This window comes from Pseudomonas imrae, assembly GCF_046352735.2.
In the GTDB taxonomy this organism is placed as follows: domain Bacteria; phylum Pseudomonadota; class Gammaproteobacteria; order Pseudomonadales; family Pseudomonadaceae; genus Aquipseudomonas; species Aquipseudomonas imrae.
This window is the reverse complement of the sequence record NZ_CP110853.2, coordinates 2,707,564-2,728,093: the sequence shown is the minus strand read 5'-3', so window position 1 is coordinate 2,728,093 and position 20,530 is coordinate 2,707,564. Positions and strand designations below refer to the sequence as shown.

General features: G+C 59.7%; 13 protein-coding genes. 9 read left to right on the top strand and 4 right to left on the bottom strand.

From position 1 onward, the window contains the following. Positions 1 to 126: 126 nt before the first annotated feature. From OQ460_RS12065 to OQ460_RS12035, 7 genes are all read left to right on the top strand, one after another. Complete coding sequence (locus OQ460_RS12065) at positions 127 to 1,425, top strand: MdtA/MuxA family multidrug efflux RND transporter periplasmic adaptor subunit (protein ID WP_410017724.1); 1,299 nt, start codon at positions 127 to 129, stop codon at positions 1,423 to 1,425. Then, positions 1,422 to 4,523, top strand: coding sequence for an MdtB/MuxB family multidrug efflux RND transporter permease subunit (locus OQ460_RS12060; RefSeq protein WP_410017723.1), 3,102 nt, complete (start codon positions 1,422 to 1,424; stop codon positions 4,521 to 4,523). The genes OQ460_RS12065 and OQ460_RS12060 overlap by 4 nt, the downstream gene beginning before the upstream one ends. After that, on the top strand, positions 4,520 to 7,627 hold the full coding sequence (locus OQ460_RS12055) for an efflux RND transporter permease subunit (protein ID WP_410017722.1): 3,108 nt from the start codon (positions 4,520 to 4,522) through the stop codon (positions 7,625 to 7,627). Before OQ460_RS12060 ends, OQ460_RS12055 begins: the two co-directional genes overlap by 4 nt. Then, positions 7,624 to 9,165 (top strand): efflux transporter outer membrane subunit, encoded by a 1,542-nt coding sequence (locus OQ460_RS12050; protein ID WP_410017721.1) that lies wholly within the window; start codon positions 7,624 to 7,626, stop codon positions 9,163 to 9,165. The genes OQ460_RS12055 and OQ460_RS12050 overlap by 4 nt, the downstream gene beginning before the upstream one ends. A gap of 166 nt (positions 9,166 to 9,331) precedes the next feature. Beyond that, positions 9,332 to 11,416 (top strand): putative bifunctional diguanylate cyclase/phosphodiesterase, encoded by a 2,085-nt coding sequence (locus OQ460_RS12045; RefSeq protein ID WP_410017720.1) that lies wholly within the window; start codon positions 9,332 to 9,334, stop codon positions 11,414 to 11,416. A 164-nt stretch (positions 11,417 to 11,580) separates the two neighbouring features. Then, a complete protein-coding gene (locus tag OQ460_RS12040) occupies positions 11,581 to 12,750 on the top strand; it encodes a Kelch repeat-containing protein (RefSeq protein WP_410017719.1) in 1,170 nt (389 codons plus the stop codon). Positions 12,751 to 12,828: 78 nt separating this feature from the next. Further along, positions 12,829 to 13,575 carry an SDR family oxidoreductase gene (locus OQ460_RS12035; RefSeq protein WP_410017718.1) on the top strand — a complete coding sequence of 249 codons (747 nt, stop codon included), beginning with the start codon at positions 12,829 to 12,831 and terminating at the stop codon, positions 13,573 to 13,575. Here the strand turns inward: OQ460_RS12035 and OQ460_RS12030 are convergent, their stop codons facing one another. From OQ460_RS12030 to OQ460_RS12015, 4 genes are all read right to left on the bottom strand, one after another. Beyond that, positions 13,576 to 14,070, bottom strand: a complete 495-nt coding sequence (locus tag OQ460_RS12030; protein ID WP_410017717.1) for a hypothetical protein — start codon at positions 14,068 to 14,070, stop codon at positions 13,576 to 13,578. Between the two features lie 113 nt (positions 14,071 to 14,183). After that, on the bottom strand, positions 14,184 to 15,593 hold the full coding sequence (gene mapR, locus OQ460_RS12025; protein WP_410017716.1) for a GntR family transcriptional regulator MpaR: 1,410 nt from the start codon (positions 15,591 to 15,593) through the stop codon (positions 14,184 to 14,186). Positions 15,594 to 15,645: 52 nt separating this feature from the next. Further along, positions 15,646 to 17,061 carry a cytochrome c oxidase accessory protein CcoG gene (ccoG, locus tag OQ460_RS12020; RefSeq protein ID WP_410017715.1) on the bottom strand — a complete coding sequence of 472 codons (1,416 nt, stop codon included), beginning with the start codon at positions 17,059 to 17,061 and terminating at the stop codon, positions 15,646 to 15,648. 195 nt (positions 17,062 to 17,256) lie between these two features. Beyond that, entirely contained in the window at positions 17,257 to 17,496 is a 240-nt protein-coding gene (locus OQ460_RS12015; RefSeq protein WP_410017714.1) for a DUF3203 family protein, read from the bottom strand. A gap of 120 nt (positions 17,497 to 17,616) precedes the next feature. On the opposite strand from OQ460_RS12015, the gene OQ460_RS12010 reads away from it, so the two are divergent. Continuing rightward, on the top strand, positions 17,617 to 18,111 hold the full coding sequence (locus tag OQ460_RS12010) for an MgtC/SapB family protein (RefSeq protein WP_410017713.1): 495 nt from the start codon (positions 17,617 to 17,619) through the stop codon (positions 18,109 to 18,111). A gap of 369 nt (positions 18,112 to 18,480) precedes the next feature. Continuing rightward, complete coding sequence (locus tag OQ460_RS12005) at positions 18,481 to 20,493, top strand: alpha-1,4-glucan--maltose-1-phosphate maltosyltransferase (protein ID WP_410017712.1); 2,013 nt, start codon at positions 18,481 to 18,483, stop codon at positions 20,491 to 20,493. Positions 20,494 to 20,530 lie beyond the last annotated feature (37 nt).

Below are 20,530 nucleotides of genomic sequence, written 5' to 3'. Positions count from 1 at the left end.
ATATGACACTTGCAGTCTAAAAGTGAATGTTTGTAAATCCGAAGGTAAATAGCCGGTAAAGGCGCTTTTCTTAAGGCGCTCCAGTGCTTATCTTTCAGCCTCCCGAAAAAGAAGCTCTAGTCCCCAATGGTTGATCAATCCATGCAATCCTCCCCGCGTAAATCCCGCCGCTGGCTTTTAGCTTTGCTCGTTCTGTTGGTTATTGCCGGCCTGTGCTGGAAATTCTGGCCGGCAGGCACCGAGAGTAAAGAGCCGCCCGCCACTCGCACCGGCAAAACCGGGATGATGCGTCCAGGTTTCGGCGGTGCTGGCGGCCCGGTGCCGGTGCGTGTGGCACCTGCGATCCAGGGGGAGTTTGCGGTGTACTACAAGGCGCTGGGAACGGTGACGGCATTGAACACCATCAATGTGCGCAGCCGGGTAGGGGGAGAGTTGATCAAGATTGCCTTTGAGGAGGGGCAAATGGTCAAGGCGGGGGACCTGTTGGCAGAAATCGATCCACGCAGTTACCAGAATGCCTTGCTTCAGGCTCAAGGTACGCTGCTGCAGAACCAGGCCCAATTGAAGAACGCCCAGGTCGACCTTGAGCGCTATCGTGGCCTTTATGCACAGGACAGCATCGCCAAGCAAACCCTGGACACCGCGGCCGCGTTGGTCATGCAGTACCAAGGCACAGTCAAGACCAACCAGGGCGCGGTCGACGATGCCAAACTCAATCTTGAATTCACCAAGATCCGCGCGCCGATTGCCGGTCGCGTGGGCCTGCGCCAACTGGACGTGGGCAACCTGGTCGCGGCCAATGACACCACCGCCCTGGCCGTGATCACCCAGACCCAACCCATCAATGTTGCCTTCACCCTTCCGGAAAACGCCTTGCAAACCGTACTGGCTCGTTATCGCAGCGGTAACAAGCTACCGGTACAAGCCTGGGACCGTGGCGATGTGAAACTGCAAGCGACTGGCGTCTTGCAGAGCCTGGACAACCAGATCGACGTCACTACCGGCACCCTGAAATTCAAGGCGCGCTTCGATAATCAGGACCAAGTGCTGTTCCCCAACCAGTTCGTCAATGTGCGCCTGTTGGCCGACACCTTGAAGAACGTGGTGCTGGCGCCGTCGGCTGCTATCCAGTTCGGCAACAACGGCACGTTTGCCTACGCCCTGGACGGTGGCAACAAAGTCAAGATTCGCCAGTTGGTGATTGGTGACACCGACGGCGAGAATACGGTGATCAAGGAAGGTCTCGCCGCCGGCGACCGTGTGGTGCTGGAGGGCACCGACCGCTTGAAGGATGGGACCGAGGTGGAGGTGGTCAACGACAGTACTGAGGTGCCCACTACGCCGGCCGAGCACCTGCAGGGCAAGCCTGGGGCCAAGGATGACGACGGCTCGACGGCCGACAAGGCGCAAAAGGCCAGCGCATGAACCTCTCAAGGCTGTTCATCCTCAGGCCTGTCGCCACCACCTTGAGCATGCTGGCCATCGTCCTGGCCGGCCTGATTGCCTACCGATTGTTGCCGGTTTCGGCATTGCCCCAGGTAGATTACCCGACCATTCGGGTCATGACCCTATACCCAGGCGCCAGCCCGGACGTCATGACCAGTGCGGTGACCGCGCCCCTGGAGCGCCAGTTCGGGCAAATGCCCGGGCTGACACAGATGGCATCCACCAGTTCCGGCGGCGCCTCGGTGTTGACCCTGCGTTTCAATCTTGACGTCAACATGGACGTCGCCGAACAGCAGGTCCAGGCCGCCATCAACGCCGCCAGCAACCTGTTGCCCAATGACCTGCCGGCGCCACCGGTATACAACAAGGTCAACCCGGCCGATACGCCGGTACTGACCCTGGCCATTACCTCCAAGACCATGCTGCTGCCCAAGCTCAACGACCTGGTCGACACCCGCATGGCGCAGAAAATTGCCCAGATCAGCGGTGTCGGCATGGTCAGCATTGCCGGGGGGCAGCGCCAGGCAGTACGCATCAAGGTCAACCCCGAGGCCCTGGCGGCCAACGGCCTGAACCTGTCGGATGTGCGTGCACTGATCGCCGCATCCAACGTCAACCAGCCCAAGGGCAACTTCGACGGCCCTACCCGTGTTTCGATGCTCGACGCCAATGACCAACTGGTCTCGCCCGAGCAGTACGCCGAACTGATCCTGGCCTACAACAACGGCGCGCCGCTGCGCCTCAAGGATGTCGCGCAGATCGTCGACGGCGCAGAAAATGAACGCCTCGCGGCCTGGGCCAATGAAAACCAGGCGGTGCTGCTGAACATTCAGCGCCAGCCCGGGGCCAACGTCATCGAGGTGGTAGACCGCATCAAGGCATTGTTGCCCAGCATCACCGACAACCTGCCGGCAGGCCTGGATGTGATGGTGCTTACCGACCGTACCCAGACCATCCGTGCCTCGGTTACTGACGTGCAACACGAACTGCTGATCGCCATAGCCCTGGTGGTGATGGTGACGTTCCTGTTCCTGCGCCGCTTCAGCGCCACGATCATCCCGTCAATCGCCGTGCCGCTGTCGCTGGTGGGCACGTTTGGCGTGATGTACCTGGCAGGTTTTTCCATCAATAACCTGACGCTGATGGCCCTGACCATCGCCACCGGCTTTGTGGTGGATGACGCCATCGTCATGCTGGAGAACATTTCCCGCTATATCGAGGAAGGCGAGACGCCGATGGCGGCGGCGCTCAAGGGCGCCAAACAGATCGGCTTTACCCTGGTTTCCCTGACCCTTTCGTTGATCGCGGTGCTGATTCCGCTGCTGTTCATGGCTGATGTGGTAGGGCGGTTGTTCCGCGAGTTCGCTATTACCCTGGCGGTGGCGATCCTGATTTCCCTGGTGGTTTCCCTGACGCTGACGCCGATGATGTGCGCGCGTTTGCTCAAGCGTGAGCCAAAGGAGCATGAACAGGGACGTTTCTACAAGGCCAGCGGCGCCTGGATCGACTGGCTGATTGCGACCTACGGTCGCCAGCTGCAATGGGTGCTCAAGCACCAGCCGCTGACATTGCTGGTGGCCATCGCCACACTGGGCCTGACCGTCGTGTTGTACATGGTTGTACCCAAGGGGTTCTTCCCGGTGCAGGACACCGGCGTGATCCAGGGCATTTCCGAGGCGCCACAATCGATCTCGTTTACCGCGATGAGTCAGCGTCAGCAAGAACTGGCGAAGATCATCCTCGAAGATCCTGCAGTCCAAAGCCTGTCTTCCTATATCGGAGTGGACGGCGACAACGCGACCCTCAACAGCGGCCGGCTGTTGATCAACCTCAAGCCACACAGGGAGCGTGATCTGAGCGCCACCCAGGTGATCAGCCGCCTGCAGCCCGAGTTGGACAAACTGGTGGGCATCCGCCTGTTCATGCAGCCGGTGCAGGACCTGACCATTGAAGATCGTGTCAGCCGCACGCAGTACCAATTCAGCATGTCCTCGCCCGATGCCGACCTGCTGGCACTGTGGAGCGGCAAGCTGGTGCAGGCCTTGAGCCAGCTGCCAGAACTGACCGATGTGGCCAGTGACCTGCAGGATAAAGGCTTGCAGGTGTATATGGTGATCGACCGTGACGCCGCCTCGCGCCTGGGCGTGTCGGTTGCGAACATCACCGACGCGTTGTATGACGCATTCGGCCAGCGGCAGATCTCTACCATTTATACCCAGGCCAGCCAGTACCGCGTGGTATTGCAGGCTCAGGCCGGGGAAACCCTGGGACCGGATGCCCTGAACCAGATCCACGTCAAGACTACCGACGGTGGCCAGGTTCGCTTGTCGAGCCTGGCGCGCATCGAACAGCGCCAGGCGCAGTTGGCGATCGCCCATATCGGCCAGTTCCCGGCAGTGATGATGTCATTCAATCTGGCGCCGGGTGTGGCCCTGGGCACGGGTGTCGAACTGATCAACCAGACCCAGCAGGATATCGGCATGCCGGTCGGAGTGCAGACCCAGTTCCAGGGCGCAGCCCAGGCTTTCGAGGCATCGCTGTCGAGCACCTTGCTGCTGATCCTGGCGGCGGTAGTGACCATGTACATCGTGCTGGGCGTGCTCTACGAGAGCTACATCCATCCGATCACGATCCTTTCGACCCTGCCATCGGCGGCGGTGGGGGCCTTGCTTGCGTTACTGCTCAGTGGCAATGACTTGGGAATGATCGCCATTATCGGCATCATCCTGCTGATTGGTATCGTCAAGAAAAACGCGATCATGATGATCGATTTTGCCCTGGATGCCGAACGCAACCAGGGCCTGGATCCGCAGACCGCGATCTATCAGGCAGCGTTGCTGCGCTTTCGGCCCATCCTGATGACCACCCTGGCCGCGCTGTTTGGTGCGGTGCCCCTGATGCTCGCCACGGGTTCCGGTGCCGAGTTGCGTCAACCGCTGGGCCTGGTAATGGTCGGCGGCTTGCTGTTGAGCCAGGTGCTGACGCTGTTTACCACGCCGGTGATCTACCTGTACTTCGACCGCCTTGGCCGCCGCTGGCGCAAAACGCCGCAAACGCCGGAGCCGGTTGAGCCATGAACCTGTCCGGACCGTTTATACGTCGGCCGGTAGCGACCATGCTGCTGAGCCTGGCCATCATGCTGCTGGGGGGTGTCAGTTTCAATCTGCTGCCAGTGTCACCGTTGCCACAAATCGACTTCCCGGTGATCGTGGTCTCCGCCAGCTTGCCCGGCGCCAGTCCCGAGGTAATGGCGTCCAGCGTGGCCACGCCGCTGGAGCGCTCCTTTGGCTCGATTGCCGGGGTTACCACCCTCAGCAGTTCGTCCAGCCAGGGATCGACCCGAGTGATCCTCGCGTTTGACTCCGACCGCGATATCAATGGCGCGGCGCGAGAAGTACAGGCGGCTATCAATGCCTCGCGCAATCTGTTGCCCAGCGGCATGCGCAGCATGCCGACCTACAAGAAGATCAATCCGTCCCAGGCACCGATCATGGTGCTGTCGCTGACGTCGGACGTATTGCCCAAGGGCCAGCTCTATGACCTGGCCTCGACTATCTTGTCCCAGAGCCTGTCCCAGGTGCCCGGCGTTGGCGAAGTGCAGATCGGTGGCAGTTCGTTGCCGGCGGTACGCATCGCCCTTGAACCCAAGGCGCTGGAGCAATACGGCGTGGCCCTGGATGAGGTACGTGACACGATTGCCAATGCCAACGTGCGCCGGCCCAAGGGCTCGGTGGAGGACGGCCAGCGCAATTGGCAGATCCAGGCCAATGACCAGTTGGAAAAAGCCAAGGACTATGAGCCGCTGTTGATCCGTTACCAGGATGGCGCCGCATTGCGCCTCAGTGACGTAGCCAAGATCAGCGACGGTGTTGAAGATCGCTACAACAGCGGCTTCTTCAACAATGATTCAGCGGTATTGCTGGTGATCAACCGCCAGTCTGGCGCCAACATCATCGAGACCGTGAAGCAGATCAAGGCCCAGTTGCCGGCGTTGCAGGCGGTATTGCCGTCCAGCGTCAAGCTCAATCTGGCCATGGACCGTTCGCCAGTCATCACCGCCACGCTGCATGAAGCGGAAATGACCCTGTTGATCGCCGTCGCCCTGGTGATCCTGGTGGTGTACCTGTTTCTCGGCAACTTTCGTGCTTCGCTGATTCCTACACTGGCAGTGCCTGTGTCCCTGGTGGGCACCTTTGCGATCATGTACCTGTACGGGTTTTCCCTGAATAACCTGTCGCTGATGGCGCTGATCCTGGCCACCGGGCTGGTGGTGGACGATGCGATCGTGGTGCTGGAAAACATTTCCCGGCATATTGATGACGGAATCGCACCGATGAAAGCGGCTTACCTGGGGGCCAAGGAGGTCGGATTCACCCTGCTGTCGATGAACGTGTCGCTGGTGGCGGTGTTCCTGTCGATCCTGTTCATGGGCGGGATCGTCACCAGCCTGTTCCGTGAATTTTCCATCACTCTGGCCGCGGCAATAATCGTGTCGCTGGTGGTCTCGCTGACCCTGACCCCAATGCTTTGCGCGCGTTGGCTCAAGCCCCATGTCAAAGGTCAGGAAACCGGGTTGCAGCGCTGGAGCAACAAGGTCAACGAGCACATGGTGGCCGGCTACGCCCGCAGCCTTGATTGGGTGCTCAAGCACAAACGCCTGACTTTGCTCAGCCTGTTTGTCACCGTCGGGGTGAACATCGCGTTGTACGTGGTGGTACCAAAGACCTTTATGCCGCAACAGGACACCGGACAGTTGATCGGCTTTGTGCGCGGCGATGACGGTTTGTCATTCACGGTCATGCAGCCGAAGATGGAGATCTTCCGCAAGGCAGTGCTGCAAGATCCTGCCGTCGAAAGCGTGGCGGGCTTTATTGGTGGCAGCAACGGTACCAACAACGCGGTGATGCTGGTACGCCTGAAACCGATCAAGGAGCGCAAGCTCTCCGCCCAGGCGGTGATTGAGCGCCTGCGCAAAAGTGTGCCGCCGGTGCCCGGTGGCCGCCTGATGCTGATGGCCGACCAGGACCTGCAATTTGGTGGCGGTCGCGACCAAACCTCCTCGCAATACTCTTATATCCTGCAGAGCGGCGACCTGGCGGCCCTGCGCCTGTGGTATCCAAAAGTCGTCGCCGCCTTGCGTGAACTGCCGGAGCTGACGGCCATCGATGCGCGTGAAGGCCGTGGCGCGCAGCAAGTCACGCTGGTGGTCGACCGCGACCAGGCCAAGCGCCTCGGCGTGGATATGGATATGGTCACCTCGGTGCTGAACAACGCCTACAGCCAGCGGCAGATTTCCACGATCTACGACAGCCTGAACCAATACCAGGTGGTGATGGAGGTCAATCCGAAATACGCCCAGGACCCGATCACCCTCAATCAGGTTCAAGTGATTACCGCAGACGGCGCACGGATACCCCTGTCAACCATCGCGCACTACGAAAACAGCCTGGCGGACGATCGTGTCAGCCACGAAGGCCAATTTGCCTCGGAAGACATTGCTTTTGATATGTCGCCCGGCGTAACGGTGGAGCAGGGCACCGCCGCCATCGAGCGCGCCATTGCCAAGGTCGGCTTGCCGGAAGATGTGATTGCCAAGATGGCCGGTACCGCCGATGCCTTCGCCGCCACTCAGAAAAGCCAGCCGTTCATGATCCTGGGTGCGCTGATGGCGGTGTATCTGGTGTTGGGGATTCTCTATGAGAGCTATATCCACCCGTTGACCATCCTCTCGACCCTGCCGTCGGCCGGTGTCGGCGCATTGCTGTCGATTTATGTACTGGGCGGCGAGTTCAGCCTGATTTCCCTGTTGGGCCTGTTCCTGCTGATTGGCGTGGTCAAGAAAAACGCCATCCTGATGATTGACCTTGCCTTGCAACTGGAGCGCAAGGAGGGCATGGAGCCGCTGGAGTCGATTCGCAGTGCCTGCCTGCTGCGATTGCGGCCGATCCTGATGACCACCCTGGCGGCGATCCTCGGTGCCTTGCCGTTGTTGCTCAGTACCGCAGAGGGCGCGGAAATGCGCCAGCCCCTGGGCCTGACAATCATCGGCGGGCTGGTGTTCAGCCAGATCCTGACCCTTTACACCACTCCGGTGGTCTACCTCTATCTCGACCGCCTGCGCCACCGTTTCAACGGCTGGCGCGGCGTGCGTACCGATGCTGCCCTGGACACTGCGCTATGACTGACTCAACGCTGCCCCCTGTAGACGCAAGCTTGCTCGCGAAAAACCTGAGGACGTCTCGGGGCGCCGGACTTCCCGCGTCATCGTTGGCGATTCTTGCGAGCAAGCTCGCGCCTGCAGCCGGGGTAGTACTTCTCGGGCTACTACTGAGTGCCTGTGCCGTCGGCCCGGATTACGAACGTGTGCAGGTGAGCGAACCTGTGCAGTACAAGGAGGCGCAGGGCTGGCGTCAGGCCACCCCCAGCGACGCCCTGGCCCGTGGCGCCTGGTGGGAGCTGTACGGCGACGCCCAACTCAATGACCTAGTGGCCAGGCTAAACAACGCCAACCAGACTGTGGCCCAGGCCGAAGCCCGTTATCGCCAGGCCCAGGCCACCGCGCGCAGCTCTCGCGGGGCGTTTTATCCAAGCGTCGACCTGAGTGTCGGGAAAACCCGGGCCAGCCAGGGCACTGGCAGCAGCAGCGCCAGCTTGAGCAGTTCCAGCAGCGGTATTCGCGACACCCTCAATGCCCAGTTGGGGGTCAGTTGGGAAGCAGATATCTGGGGTAAATTGCGCCGGGGCCTGGAGGCCAGCGAAGCCAATGCCGAAGCCAGCGCCGCGGACCTTGCCGCCATGCGCCTGAGCCAGCAGTCGGAGCTGGTGCAGAACTACCTGCAGTTACGCGTGATGGACGAGCAGACCCGGCTGCTGCAAGCCACCATCGAGGCTTACCAGCGTTCGCTGACCATGACACAAAACCAGTACCGCGCAGGCGTTTCCGGCAAGGATGCAGTGGCCCAGGCCCAGACCCAGCTCAAAACCACCCAGGCCAGCCTGATCGACCTGATCTGGCAGCGGGCACAACTGGAAAACGCGATTGCGGTACTGATCGGCATCCCACCAGCCCATTTTGAGCTGGCCGTGAGCAAGGACATCCCCCGCCTGCCGCAGATCCCGGCCAGCCTGCCATCGCAGCTGCTCGAACGTCGACCGGACATCGCCTCGGCGGAGCGCTCGGTGATTGCCGCGAACGCCAATATCGGCGTGGCCAAAACCGCCTATTATCCGGACCTGACCCTGAGCCTGGCCGGTGGTTATTCAAGCAGCGCCTATGAAGACTGGATCAGCCTGCCAAACCGCTTCTGGTCGGTGGGGCCCAAACTGGCGATGACCTTGTTCGATGGCGGCCAACGTTCGGCCGAAGTCGATCGGGCCGAGGCATCCTATGATGAAACCGTGGCCAAGTATCGCCAGACGGTATTGGATGGCTTCCGGGAAGTGGAAAACTACATGGTTCAACTCAAGGTCCTGGAAGACGAGGCTGGCGTAAGCAACGAGGCGCTGGAGTCGGCTCGCGAGTCCCTGCGCCTGACCCAGAACCAATACAAGGCCGGGATGATCGCCTACCTTGATGTAGTGAACGTGCAGGCGACAGCGTTGAGCAATGAACGTACCGTGCTGACGCTGCTGCAAACCCGACTGGTGGCGAGCGTGCAATTGATCGCTGCCCTGGGTGGTGGTTGGGATGGGAAGATGCAGCCTGACGAGAAACCATAACCGCGGTTTGCACTTGCCCTGGGTCGTCTAGACTGAGGGCGGTAGCTACGGGACGGGGTAGGTGGCATTTTGATAATTTTCAGGCTTCCGAGAATTATTCTCGCTACAATCGCGACCTTTCCCCACGGCACGGACGCTCTTCGAGCCGTTAGTATCGAGAAGTCCAATGCTCACCGGTAGTTACTCCCCTGCGCTGGTTGTTATTTCCCTGTTTGTGGCAATCCTTGCGTCCTATACCGCCTTGGACTTGACCGGGCGCATCGCCACGGCAAAAGGGCGCGCGGTGTACCTGTGGATGGCCGGCGGTGCGTTGGCCATGGGGGTTGGCGTCTGGTCGATGCACTTTATCGGCATGTTAGCGTTCCGCCTGCCGATTGCCCTGGGGTACGACATCGGCATCACCGCGCTGTCGCTATTGATCGCGGTCCTTTCCTGCGGTTTCGCCCTGTGGCTGGTCAGTCAGCCGCGCTTGCCGATGTGGCAACTGGGGTTTGGCGCACTCGTCATGGGGGCAGGCATCAGCTCCATGCACTACACCGGCATGGCCGCCTTGCGCATGACACCCGGCATCGACTATGACCCGACCTTGTTTGGTGCGTCCTTGCTGATCGCCGTCGGCGCCTCGGCCGCTGCGCTATGGATCGCCTTTAACCTGCGGCGCAATACCCCCTATGTGCGCCTGGCCCGATCCGGGGCTGCGGTGATCATGGGCGTGGCGATTGTCGGCATGCATTACACCGGGATGGCCGCTGCACGCTTTGCCGATGGTAGTTTTTGTGGCGCAATCGTGAACGGTTTGAGTGGCAGCGGTCTGGATATTCTGGTGCTGATCACCACGTTGGCAGTGCTGGTCATCGCGTTATTGACCTCATTGCTGGACGCGCGCCTGGAAGCACGCACCGCCGTGCTGGCTGATTCTCTGAGCCAGGCCAACGAGGAACTCATCCACCTGGCCCTGCACGATACGTTGACCGGCCTGCCAAACCGTACGTTGCTCTCGGATCGCATCCAGCAGGCGACGCAGTGGGCTACTGAACAGGATGGTTGTTTTGCCCTGATGTTTATCGACCTTGATGGCTTTAAACCAGTCAACGACGCCTTTGGTCATCATATGGGCGACCAACTGCTGCGTGAGGTGGGGCTGCGCCTTCGCGAAGACCTGCGCAGCCAGGACACCCTGGCCAGGATCGGTGGTGACGAATTTGTATTGCTGGTGCAGCTGCATTCGCCCGATGACGCGGTCCGCCTCGCGGCACGTCAGGTTGGCCTGATCAATCAAGTCTTCCGGGTGGCCGAGCAGGAGTTGAATATTTCTGCCAGCATCGGCATTGCGTTGTTTCCGGGCAATGGCGTAACCCCCCAGGAATTACTGATGAACGCCGATGCGGCGATGTATCACGCCAAAAGCATGGGCAAGAACGGTTATAGTTTTTTTGATGTGTCGATGAACACCAACGCGCGCAAGCAACTGCAACTGTTGCAAGACCTGCGCAATGCCTTGGAGCACCGGCAGCTCAAACTCTATTACCAGCCAAAGTTCGATGCAGGCAGCGGCCAGCCGGTCGGCGCCGAAGCCCTGCTGCGTTGGGAGCACCCCCAGCATGGGCTGTTGATGCCGGACAAATTCATTGAACTGGCGGAAAAAACCGGGTTGATCATTCCCATCGGCGAATGGGTGCTTGATGAGGCATGCCGCCAGATGCAAGTCTGGTATGCTCAGGGTTATAAGAGCTGGCGTATTGCCGTGAACCTTTCGGCCTTGCAGTTTTGCCATGCTGGGTTGGTCAAGAGTGTTGCCGACGCGTTGGAACGTCATCAATTGCCGCCCAACAGCCTGACCCTTGAGATCACCGAAACCACGGCAATGAGCAATGCCGACGCAAGCATGACCGTGTTGCAAAAACTATCGGACATGGGCGTCGACCTGTCCATCGACGACTTCGGCACCGGCTATTCGAGCCTGATGTACCTCAAGCGCTTGCCGGCCAATGAGCTAAAAATCGATCGTGGTTTTGTCCGTGACCTGGAGCACGATAGCGATGACGCGGCTATCGTCTCGGCCATCGTCGCGCTGGGGCAGGCCCTGGGCTTGCGAATTGTGGCCGAAGGTGTGGAAACCGATGTGCAGCAGAATTTCCTGACGCGCTTGGGGTGTGACTCTCTCCAGGGATATCTACTGGGGCACCCGTTGCCGGCCGAGGATTTCATGCTCGAAATCTGTCGTGAACGTTCATTGTCGAGCACTAAGTAACAGTCCTTTCACAACCTGGAAAGGACTGGCACCAAATAACCATGATTGAGGGACAACCTTTGTTGAGCGATACCTGTCAATTCTGACAGTAGAACCCATGTTTGCCGCGTTGTAGCCTTTGATTTGCAAGGACTTGCAAATCAAAGGCGCAAAAGTCGAGGGACATGATGACTACGAATCCAGGCGGGTTTATGCCGGTCAATGCCATGCAGCAGGCGCGTGCTTTCCACGCCAGCGTGGTACTTGCGGATGAAGGGCTCCTGGTTATTGGCGGTAGCGATGCAAGGGTGCACCAGAACTATCGACTTTATGATTCATTCCTGAACTGGATGTTTCCCAGGCATTGGGAAGCGCGACTCCCTGGCCGGGGTGCAGTGGCTGGCGTGGAGCGGTTTGATCCACGCACCGGACTCTGGCGGCAGGTTGCGCCCCTGGCACAGCCTCGAACCGGCTGCGGGGCGGTGCTGCTGGCCTCAGGCCAAGTGCTGGCGGTAGGGGGCAGTGGTAACGGCCAATCATACGCAAGTGCCTTGCTTTATGACCTGGCGGGTGACCAGTGGACATCGACCGGCGCGTTGGCGTTTCCACGCTTCGGTCACAGCACTACGCTGTTGCCGTCGGGTGAAGTACTCGTCGCGGGGGGCAACAACCTGCAATCGAGCGGTGGCCAAGTGCAGGACAGCGCAGAACGTTATGACCCTGCCACCGGAAAGTGGCGCCTGGCGACGGTGCTGCCGGTTGATTGCATGGATCACACCGCGACTCGCTTGCCCACGGGGAAAATCCTCGTGATCGGGGGCTACTCGGGACGTAAAAATGCTGCCCTGACGCAGGTTTCAATATATGACCCATCGGACGATTGCTGGCATGCAGTCCGCCCCTTGCCACAACCGCGCATGCAGCACACCGCGACTTTGCTGGAGAACGGTCGTCTATTGGTTGCCGGCGGCAGTGCAGAACCGTTCGGTGTAGCTCAGGACGTCGCGTTTATCTACGACCCGGGCGCCAATACCTGGTCTTCCACGCAAATGATGGTGCCACGCAAAGGCCACAGTGCTACGCGCCTGCTGACAGGAGAGGTGCTGATGGTCGGTGACAGCTCAATCGCCAACCCGCAAAACGCCCAGAGCGCAGAGTTGTTTCTCCCGTCATCGAACCAATGGTCGCTGACAGGGGAGTTGTATGATGGCCGCTACGGCCACAGTGCTGCGTGCCTGAGTAACGGGCATGTCCTGGTCGCAGGTGGGTATAGGCCGGTGCCTCACCCCGCGCCATTGAATAGAGTGGAGCAGTACCAGTCCAGTGTGCTGGCAGGTGATATGACAGGGCGTTGATGTGGATCCATGCAAAACAGGGCGGTCGCGGGTATTCTTGGATCCAACCGTTTTGAGGTCCACCAGGAGACAACACCCATGGAAAAAGTCGTCATCATCACCGGTGGCAGTCGTGGGATCGGCGCCGCCACCGCGTTGTTGGCCGCCCGTCAGGGCTATCGCATCTGCATCAACTTCCAGTCTGACGAAGAGGCCGCTCACAGTGTGCTGGCGCAAGTGCGCGCACTTGGCGCCCAAGCCATCGCGGTACGTGCCGATGTCAGCATCGAAGATGAAGTGATCAGTCTGTTCAACCGTGTGGATTCCGAACTGGGCAGGGTCACGGCACTGGTCAACAATGCAGGCACCGTCGGCCACAAGTCGCGGGTCGATGAAATGTCCGAGTTCCGCATCCTGAAAATCATCAAAACCAATGTCCTTGGCCCAATCCTGTGTGCCAAGCACGCAGTGCTGCGCATGTCGCCCAGGTATGGCGGACAAGGCGGCAGCATCGTCAATGTCTCGTCGGTGGCCTCGCGCCTCGGCTCACCGGGCGAGTACGTCGACTATGCGGCGTCCAAAGGTGCGCTGGACACCTTCACCATCGGCTTGTCGAAGGAAGTGGCGGGCGAGGGCATTCGCGTCAATGGGGTACGTCCTGGCTACATCTACACCGACTTTCATGCCCTGAGTGGTGACCCGGACCGGGTCAGCAAGTTGGAATCGGGCATCCCCATGGCCCGTGGTGGGCGTCCGGACGAAGTGGCTGAAGCGATTGTCTGGCTGCTGTCGGACAAGGCTTCGTACTCCACCGGGACGTTCATCGACTTGGGTGGTGGGCGTTAATCAAGTCGGCAGATTGCGCAGCGCTGAATAACCCGCTGCGGAAAACTGCTTGAGCAAATGGGCTTCCGAGTTTTCCTGAGTGGTGTACCCATAGTTAGAAAAACCTTCAACAACACCGCTGCGTTCCTGACTGCCGTCAAGCGTGCGCTCATCTACGTTATCGATAAACCGCAGCACCTGGTCCAGGTTGTATGCGGCGTCGGCACGGGACTCCGGGCTTGCATTGGCAGCGGTCCAGTCACCTACGTGCATTTTGAGGTTGTCACCCACCTCATAATGGTCGCAAGTACCCAAAAAATGCGTGAGCGTAGAACTCTGCTCAATAATTCGCTCGGCTGAACGATGATCGCCAGCAGGGCGTCCCAACGGACCCGTTTCAGCCATGTTACGTACTTGCTGTTGTTCCGTCATACGCATGTAGTGCGGCGGGAGGGGCAATGGTTTCGGGGCGCTGGGCAACAGGCTCAAATTGCTTCGTAGAAAAGCGATACTCACGAATGACCTCTGATGCTAACCGGCGTGGGGGAGGGCAACTCCTTACGTGAGAAGTGCCAGTTTTGAGTGGCTCGGCAGCAGCTTTGGTTCCGAACCAATCAATGAGGTTACCCTCAGAACGAGCGCACGATACGCCCCAATGTCTCCATCGCCTTTTCACTGGCTTCATCCCAGGGGCTGCCGTAGTTCAGGCGGATACAGTTGCCGAATCGCTGGGTCGGCGAAAAGATCGGCCCCGGTGCGATGCTGATGCCTTGGGCCAACGCCATCTGGAACAGTTTCAGCGAATCGGTTTGCCCTGGCAGTTCCAGCCACAGGAAGTAGCCGCCGGCAGGCTGGCTCACGCGGGTTTGCGCAGGAAAGTAACGGGCAATGGCGGCCAGCATTGAACGTTGTTGTTCTTCCAGCGCATCGCGCAGTTTACGCAGGTGGCGGTCGTAACCGCCGTGTTGCAGGTAGTCGGCAATCGCCGCCTGGGCGGGCATCGAGGCGCATAACGAGGTCATCAGCTTCAGCCTTTCGATCTTTGTCGCATAGCGTCCCGCCGCCACCCACCCAATGCGGTACCCGGGTGCCAGGCTCTTGGCGAAGGAACCGCAATGCATCACCAGGCCTTCGGTATCAAAGGCCTTGGCCGGTTTTGGGGCCTGTTGCCCGTAGTACAGTTCGGCGTACACATCGTCTTCAATCAACGGCACCTGGTGCTCACGCAGCAACTGCACCAGCTCCTGCTTTTTTGCCTCGGGCATGGTTGCCCCCATGGGGTTATGGAAACTGGTCATGCACCAGCAGGCCTTGATCGGGTAACGCGCAAGGCTTTGGGCCAGCACTTGAAGGTCAAGACCATCACGGGGGTGCACGGGGATTTCCACCGCCTTGAGTTTCAAGCGCTCGAGCACTTGCAGACAGGCATAAAACGCCGGGGCTTCGATGGCCACCAGGTCGCCCGGTTCTGTCACGGCCTGCAGGCACAGGTTCAGGGCTTCCAGGGCACCGTTGGTAATCAGCAGCTCTTCCATCGGCAGCATCAGGCCGCCGACCATATAGCGCAGGGCAATCTGCCGGCGCAGTTGCGGGTTACCCGGCGACATGTCGGTGACGACCATGCGCGGGTCCATCTCCCGGCTGGCGGTGGCCAGGGAACGCGCCAGTCGCTGCAGCGGAAACAGCGTCGGGCTGGGGAAGGCAGAGCCAAACGGTACGGTCTGCGGATCCTTGATCGAATCGAGCACTGAAAACACCAGTTCACTGACGTCGACTTCAGTGGTCTCGTGAACATGAGTACTCACTGCAGGCTCAGAAAACGGGCTTGGGGCGTGGGTATTGACGAAATAGCCGGAGCGCGGTCGGGCGCGAATCAACCCACGGCGCTCCAGCAGGTAGTAAGCCTGGAACACCGTGGACGGGCTGACGCCATAGGTCTGGCTGGCATAACGCACCGACGGCACCCGCTGGCCAGGGCCCAGGACGCCGGAGCGGATCAGTTCTGCGATGTCTTCGGCGAATTTTTCGTAGCGTTTCATCAAGGGCCTAGTGCAGTGGGTAATGTTTGCCAATCCAAACCGCAGCGTTGTATCAGCGATTCAACGGTGCCACAAACCGGCTGTTGGCGACGCTGTAAATACCGGGTTGATCGGTGTCTGTCACCTTGAAGCTTATGGTTTGCGAACTGCTGGAGGGTTTGTCCGCCGTCATCGCGACGGATACCGGTACATCTGTTATTTCGCCGGGCGCCAGGCTGATCCGGGTCTTGCCCTGGAGCTGGAAGCCGTCACCGTCTACCAGCTCCAGGCGGTAATCCTGACGCTGCTGGGTCTTGTTGATGACCTTGAGGCTATAGATATTCTCGATCAAACCTTCGCTGTTCTCGCGAAACATTCCGCGATCCTTGGTGACATCCAGCGACACCATCGGGCGTTCGACCAATGCCACCACCAACGCGCCGATCATCACCAGCAGCACCGCACTGTAGCCGATCAGCCGGGGCCGTAGCAGTTGCGTCCTGCCACCTTGCAGCTGATGTTCGCTGGTGTAGCTCACCAGCCCGCGGGCATAACCCATTTTATCCATGATCGAGTCGCAGGCATCGATGCAGGCCGCGCAGCCGATGCACTCCATTTGCAAGCCATCGCGGATGTCGATGCCGGTGGGGCAGACTTGCACGCACAGATAGCAATCAATGCAGTCACCGAGGCCGGCGTCGGTCGGGTTCACGTCACGTTTGCGTGGCCCGCGACGTTCGCCCCGGGCAGCGTCATAGGAGATGGTCAGGGTGTCCTTGTCGAACATCACACTCTGGAACCGCGCATACGGGCACATGTGCATGCACACCGCTTCGCGCAGCCAGCCGGCATTGACGTAGGTGGCTCCTGTGAAAAACAGCACCCAGAACAGGCTGATGCCGCCCATTTGCCAGGTCAGCAACTCTTCGGCCAAAGGCCGGATCGGTGTGAAGTAGCCCACAAACGTCAGCCCGGTGAGGATGCTGATCGCCATCCAAAGGGAATGCTTGGCCGAACGCCTGAGTAGCTTGTTGATGCTCCACGGTGCCGCCTGCAGCTTGATCCGCTGGTTGCGTTCGCCTTCGGTGACTTTCTCACACCACATGAATAGCCAGGTAAACGAGCTTTGCGGGCAGGTGTAGCCGCACCACACCCGGCCAGCGAACACGGTGATCGCAAACAGGCCAAACGCGCAGATGATCAACAGCGCCGACAACAGAATGAAGTCCTGGGGCCAGAAGGTCGCGCCAAAAATGTGGAACTTGCTTTCAGCCAGGTCCCATAACACAGCCTGGCGACCACCCCAGTTCAACCACACGGTGCCGAAAAAAGCCAGGAACAAGAAGCCGGCGCCGCTTACGCGCAAGGTACGGTACAAACCGGTGAAACTGCGGGTATGAATCAGGTTGTCGCTGGACTTGGCCTTCACCTTCTTTGGGTGTGCAGGCTCGAATGTCTCTACTAATCGGACGGGGATTTTATCGCTCATGGTCTTTCGCTCATCAGCCTCCATCAGGCGGATGAACTATGGGCTGTCATCTGTTTGCATAACAGACTCAGGTAAAACCATAAAAAGCGGATCAGATGGGACTCTGACCCGCCGCTGCGACAATGTGCTGCACCCCGCGCGCCGGGACGCCCGTATCTGGATCAAGCCACCCGGGGCTGTGCTGATCCAGATCAATCAGATCACCGAATCACCTTCGCTGGCCTTGAGGTGCTTGCGGCCATCGGTAGCACCTGCAACGGTCAACGCATCGGCTTCGACCTCGGTGATGTAGATCCGCTGACCGTCGAGTTCAACCGCCGACATGGATTTTTCGCTGTCGGTAATGACCGTCAACGTGGCGGCCGCACGGCTGGTTTCCTGGCCGTTGTCGTCGATCTTGAAGTAGCACGTCTGGTTTTCGATGCGTACAGGCATGGTGTTCTCCTCGCCTTGTGGGCCTATACCTTAGGAGGACGGCAGTGCGGTGATGGTTCGGGGCAACTGACTGGCGGTCGCTGCTGTCCATCCTTTATTCCCCCCTGAAAGGACTGCTCCATGGACGCCTGGTGGCATGAAGTCTGGCAAACCCTGCAAGCCGAATTCAACGGTATCGGCGATGCACAACAAGTGACCCAAATTACCCTGCGCCTGCTGTTCGCGGCGCTGCTGGGCGGCATCCTGGGCTTTGAGCGCGAACACAAAGGCAAGGCCGCCGGCGTGCGCACCCATATGCTGGTGGCGATGGGGGCGGCGTTGTTTGTGCTGGTGCCGCAGATATCCGGCGCCGAGGCCGATGCAATGAGCCGGGTGGTCCAGGGGGTGATTGCCGGTATCGGCTTTCTGGGGGCGGGGACCATTCTCAAGGGCAAAGCGCAAGATGCAGAAGAAAACGTCAAGGGGCTGACCACCGCCGCTGGCCTCTGGATGACCGCCGCCATTGGGGTGGCGGCGGGGATGGGCAAGGAGTCGACAGCCGTATTGAGTACGGTATTGGCGCTGGTGGTGTTCAGCGTGATGCCGAGGATCGTCCGGCTTTTCGAAAAACCCTGATCGATATTTCAGACAATTATTGGTGGCATGGTTGTGGGCGGTTCTTCAACCGGTGGTGGCTCGTTGCCGGGCGGTTCCTGGTCGGGAATCGGCTCAGGCTCCGTCGGCGGCAATGTCGGTTTGTCTATGTTGGGATCAGGGGGTTCAGGCGGGATCGGGATATTCATCGGTGTGGCCTCCTTTGTGCTTGGTTGTATCGGTGGACAACCTGCATGGCCAATTGATTCCCGCTCAATGGCGGTACATCCACCTGAACTTTTGCGCCGCAAGCGGGCTCGGACCTTATGCAACCCGGCTCGGGAAGAGCCAGGCTGTTGCGCAATTACGATCAAGCAAAAGAGCGTCCTTGGGGCGTAGAGGTGATGCTCGATGACTGCTGAATTTTTGCAACACCCACTACCGGAACTAAACGATTCAACCTCGCTCTTGCCGTTGTCTAAAGCGCTTTTGATGCCCAGGATCGCCATTGAGGACACCATGCCGGTGATCGACGGCGGTGAATTTGCGGTCAAGGCGGTGGAGGGCGAGCGAGTCCACGTCACCAGTAAAGTATTCGCCGATGGTCACGACCAATTGGCGGTGCGGGTGCGCTGGCGCTCCATTACGCATGAGCACTGGCACAGTGTGGCAATGAACGAGCTGGGCAATAACGCGTGGGAATGTGCTTTTACCGTGACTGTGCAGGGCCCGCATCAGTATTGCGTCGAGGCGTGGGTCGATCAGTTCGCCAGTTTCTGCTACGAACTGGGCAAGAAACACATGGCCGGTGTGCCCGTCAGCCTGGAACTGCAGGAAGGCCGCAACCAGATACAGCAGGCTGCCGAGCGCAGCGAGGGTGAGTTGCGCGAGCGTTTGCTGCTATTGCATCAGCAAGTGTCGGGCCTGCTGGAAACCGAGCAAGTCGCGCGGTTCCTGCACAAGGACAGTGCAGGCCTGATGGCCGAGGCCGACCTGCGCCCTTATTTGAGCACCAGTGCGATTTACCCCATCGATGTGGAGCGTCAACAGGCTCTGTTCGCCAGTTGGTACGAGCTTTTCCCACGCTCGGTCACCGATGATCCCGCGCGCCACGGCACGTTCAACGACGTGCATTCGCGGTTGGCGATGATTCATGACATGGGCTTTGATGTGCTGTACTTCCCGCCGATTCACCCCATCGGCCGCAGCCACCGCAAGGGCAAGAACAACGCCCTGAACGCAGGCCCCGATGATCCAGGCAGCCCCTACGCGATTGGCAGCGAGGAGGGCGGCCATGACGCCATTCACTCCCAATTGGGCAGCCGTGAAGATTTCCGGCGCCTGGTCGCTGCGGCCGCAGATCATGGCCTGGAAGTCGCCCTGGACTTTGCGATCCAGTGCTCCCAGGACCATCCCTGGCTCACGCAGCATCCCGGTTGGTTCAACTGGCGGCCGGACGGCACCATCAAATATGCCGAGAACCCGCCGAAAAAATATCAGGACATTGTCAACGTCGACTTCTATGCCGCCGATGCGATCCCCAGCCTGTGGATCGAGCTGCGGGATATCGTCATCGGGTGGGTCAAGGAGGGCGTCAAGACGTTCCGCGTCGATAACCCTCACACCAAGCCACTGCCATTCTGGCAATGGTTGATCAGTGACGTGCGCGCCAGCCATCCCGAGGTGATCTTCCTCGCCGAAGCCTTTACCACGCCCGCGATGATGGCTCGCCTGGGCAAGGTCGGTTATTCCCAGAGCTATACCTATTTCACTTGGCGCAACACCAAGTCCGAGCTCAGTGAATACCTGACGCAACTCAACCAGTCGCCATGGCGCGAGTGCTATCGACCGAACTTTTTCGTCAATACGCCGGATATCAACCCCGGTTTCCTGCATGGTTCGGGGCGTGCCGGCTTTCTGATCCGTGCTGCGCTGGCAACCATGGGCTCCGGGCTGTGGGGCATGTATTCGGGCTTTGAACTGTGTGAATCCGCGCCGGTTCCCGGCAAGGAAGAGTACCTGGACTCGGAAAAGTACGAGCTACGGCCCCGAGACTTCACCGCTGCCGGCAACATCATTGCCGAAATCGCCCAGCTCAACCGCATTCGTCGACAGAACCCGGCCCTGCAGACGCATCTGGGGCTCACGCTCTACAACGCCTGGAACGACAACATCCTGTACTTCGGCAAACGCAGTGAGGACGGCAGCAACTTCATTCTAGTGGCCGTGAGCCTTGATCCTTTCAACGCCCAGGAGGCGCACTTCGAACTGCCGCTCTGGGAGATGGGGCTGCCCGATGACGCCCAGACCCAAGGCGAAGACTTGATGAACGGCCACCGCTGGACCTGGTACGGCAAGACGCAGTTCATGCGCATCGAACCATGGCACCAGCCGTTCGGGATCTGGCGAATCAGCACGTCCTGACCCGCGTCTTTAGCCAGACCGGGCAAGGGTTTTTCAG

Bases quoted from the DNA above. Each gene is read 5' to 3' on its own strand.
- OQ460_RS12035 (WP_410017718.1), top strand. From the start codon at position 12,829: ATGGAAAAAGTCGTCATCATCACCGGTGGCAGTCGTGGGATCGGCGCC.
- OQ460_RS12065 (WP_410017724.1), top strand. From the start codon at position 127: ATGGTTGATCAATCCATGCAATCCTCCCCGCGTAAATCCCGCCGCTGG.
- OQ460_RS12055 (WP_410017722.1), top strand. From the start codon at position 4,520: ATGAACCTGTCCGGACCGTTTATACGTCGGCCGGTAGCGACCATGCTG.
- OQ460_RS12050 (WP_410017721.1), top strand. From the start codon at position 7,624: ATGACTGACTCAACGCTGCCCCCTGTAGACGCAAGCTTGCTCGCGAAA.
- OQ460_RS12040 (WP_410017719.1), top strand. From the start codon at position 11,581: ATGATGACTACGAATCCAGGCGGGTTTATGCCGGTCAATGCCATGCAG.
- OQ460_RS12005 (WP_410017712.1), top strand. From the start codon at position 18,481: ATGACTGCTGAATTTTTGCAACACCCACTACCGGAACTAAACGATTCA.
- ccoG (WP_410017715.1), bottom strand. From the start codon at position 17,061: ATGAGCGATAAAATCCCCGTCCGATTAGTAGAGACATTCGAGCCTGCA.
- OQ460_RS12015 (WP_410017714.1), bottom strand. From the start codon at position 17,496: ATGCCTGTACGCATCGAAAACCAGACGTGCTACTTCAAGATCGACGAC.
- OQ460_RS12010 (WP_410017713.1), top strand. From the start codon at position 17,617: ATGGACGCCTGGTGGCATGAAGTCTGGCAAACCCTGCAAGCCGAATTC.
- OQ460_RS12045 (WP_410017720.1), top strand. From the start codon at position 9,332: ATGCTCACCGGTAGTTACTCCCCTGCGCTGGTTGTTATTTCCCTGTTT.
- mapR (WP_410017716.1), bottom strand. From the start codon at position 15,593: ATGAAACGCTACGAAAAATTCGCCGAAGACATCGCAGAACTGATCCGC.
- OQ460_RS12060 (WP_410017723.1), top strand. From the start codon at position 1,422: ATGAACCTCTCAAGGCTGTTCATCCTCAGGCCTGTCGCCACCACCTTG.